Annotated in this window: 3 protein-coding genes; all 3 read left to right on the top strand. The window is 34.8% G+C overall.

The features are described 5' to 3' along the window. Positions 1-103 precede the first annotated feature (103 nt). The 3 genes from LC574_RS36385 to LC574_RS36375 all read left to right on the top strand — a co-directional run bounded on the left by LC574_RS36385 (position 104) and on the right by LC574_RS36375 (position 1,845). Positions 104-271 (top strand): hypothetical protein, encoded by a 168-nt coding sequence (locus tag LC574_RS36385; RefSeq protein ID WP_229458478.1) that lies wholly within the window; start codon positions 104-106, stop codon positions 269-271. Between the two features lie 87 nt (positions 272-358). Further along, positions 359-961 (top strand): siphovirus Gp157 family protein, encoded by a 603-nt coding sequence (locus LC574_RS36380; RefSeq protein ID WP_229458477.1) that lies wholly within the window; start codon positions 359-361, stop codon positions 959-961. 434 nt (positions 962-1,395) lie between these two features. Further along, positions 1,396-1,845: a hypothetical protein gene (locus tag LC574_RS36375; RefSeq protein WP_229458476.1), complete on the top strand. Its 450-nt coding sequence runs from the start codon at positions 1,396-1,398 to the stop codon at positions 1,843-1,845. The last annotated feature ends 450 nt before the right edge of the window (positions 1,846-2,295 follow it).

Genomic DNA, 2,295 nt, shown 5'->3' with positions numbered 1-2,295 from the left:
AGATAGTTATGAGAAAGGTAAAAGAGAAATCTTATCTTTCTAAGTTAACATTACAACATTTGCTGACGCAACAACTTCGTCGAAAAATTGAAGTTGTATAAACATGAAAACTACTACGAGTTTTAACCAAAAAGCTAACAAAAAATTAGTAAAATCTGCACAGCAAATTCAACAAAAAAGCACCTTCATAAGCGAGGCAGATTACTACGACTCCGAAGCAGAATTGGCACAAGAAAAATCAGATTACTATCACTTGCAGTACGGGTACTAAATTCAATCTCCCTTCAAGCATTAACTCTCTTTAGTCAACAACTAGTAGCAGTTACTTGCTACTAGTTTTTCATATCCAAAGTAAATCATGACTCAAGCAAGTGAACGCGAAATCAACCAACTCACCCTCAAAGAGTTAAGCCTAGATGCTGCTAAACTTTGGTCACAGATAGAAGAAACAAGCGAGTTAGGGGAAGAAGGTAAAGTAGAACAACTCGTACAAGAACTTATGACTATTCAGGATGGTATCGAAACCAAAATCGATGCGATCGCCTGGGTAGTTGACCAGTTAAATCTTGACCTTGAAACTTGGGAGGAAAGAAAAGCGCGAGTAGCCGAACTCCATGACCAGGTAATCTCACGTCGTAAAACTCAACTTGAACAAATCAAGCGCACCCTCATCCACTTACACGAGATTGGATTAATCAATGACAAAAACATTGGTAAGGAAAGGGTAATTGAAATCAGGGATAATCCACCCAAAGTAGCTAATTTACTAGTAGAAGTAGATGATGAAGATTTTCCTGATGAATTTAGAGTTATTAAGTACCAAGCTAATAATAAGGCAATTATTGAAGCCTATAAATCTGGTAAAGATATTAGCAATCTTGCCGAGGTAACTATCGGGAAGCAGGTGCGGTTTAAGGTGCAATCAGGTAGTAAGTCTCGCAACAAGAAAAACCACAACTAATGGCATACGCCCCAAGCATGTGAATCAAACACAGGTATATCCCATCATTTTACAAAAATATCATCAAATGGTTAAGGGTCAAACCTTAATCATTTTTATTTTTTCTAAAAACTATAGCTCAATTTTAAACTTATTAAAAAAATCATCAAAACTTTGCCTAAATTTAAACTCCGTGAAGATATAATCGATGAAATTGTAGATATCAATGACAGCAACAGTAACTATGTCTGGCTAGGTACAAACATCGTTACAATAGGTTGGTATATTTAACCTTATTTAGTGTGGCTAAATAGGTAATTGCAATTGATTAGGTAGTTTCTATTTTCAACTGTCAATATGATAATTCAAACTACTGCTAAGTTTAAGTTTAATCTGAAGGGATGCAATCACCCTAAATAAAAACTTAAATATTAGGCATCGGGAGCAGCCTTAAAATGTCATATAACAAAAACCGAAGTATAGTTATCCGTAACGCTATTATCAACAGTTTGTTTATCCTCTGGTGTTTAGTTTGGCGCACTGGTTTGGGGCTAACTTTTTTTATCATCTATGCTTCCCTTGGCTACATATATAGCTGGCCATTCTATCTTCCAATTTCGATTATTTTGGGATTTGCCCCTTGGGGTTGGAAGGTACAAGAAGAAAGAAGAGATAGAGAAGAAGAACGAAAAATGAGGAAGTTGGAAAATAAAATTGGGGATGGTTTTATCTATGCCAAAGCTGAATCAAATATCGAGATAAATTACAGGGGAGTTATCTTCCTCAAGTCAGTATTTGGTCTATTTGGTAGCGGCTTTTGGGGGATAATACTTGGCTGGAAAGCTATTTTGGGTATGGTAGTACAATTAGTAGATAATATCAGAACAGTTATTAAGTACATATAGATGAACAGGTTCATCTAACCAAACCAAACTCAAAAGTTATCTTATCACTATTCCTGCATCAGTTTGATACTTTCTGTATCAAAACTTGGTTTGATGCTGAAACTTTGCTTAACGGGAAAGTTATCAATACTCCCGACACCAACCACAATTAAATAATTAAAATTCATTTACCAATATTAAATATTTCTGGTTTTGGGATAACATCAAAACCGATAGAATTGTAAAAAAAATATTTTTAATACCACACGAGCTAACGCTTAATATAAATAGAAAGCTGGTGGCATATCGCTTCATAAAATTGCCAGTTACTAGTTATATCAACAGGAGTTAAAACAATGGAATTAGCACAATATATCCTAACAGGACTTCTCTACGTTATTATTTACGGATTTTCTACTCTCTTTATTTTCCAATTTTTGCTAGATATATCTATCGGTTTTGATGTAGATC

Origin of the sequence: Nostoc sp. CHAB 5715 (genome assembly GCF_020829685.1) — a bacterium.
Taxonomy (GTDB): Bacteria; Cyanobacteriota; Cyanobacteriia; order Cyanobacteriales; family Nostocaceae; genus Nostoc.
This window is presented reverse-complemented; position numbering and strand designations above follow the sequence as displayed.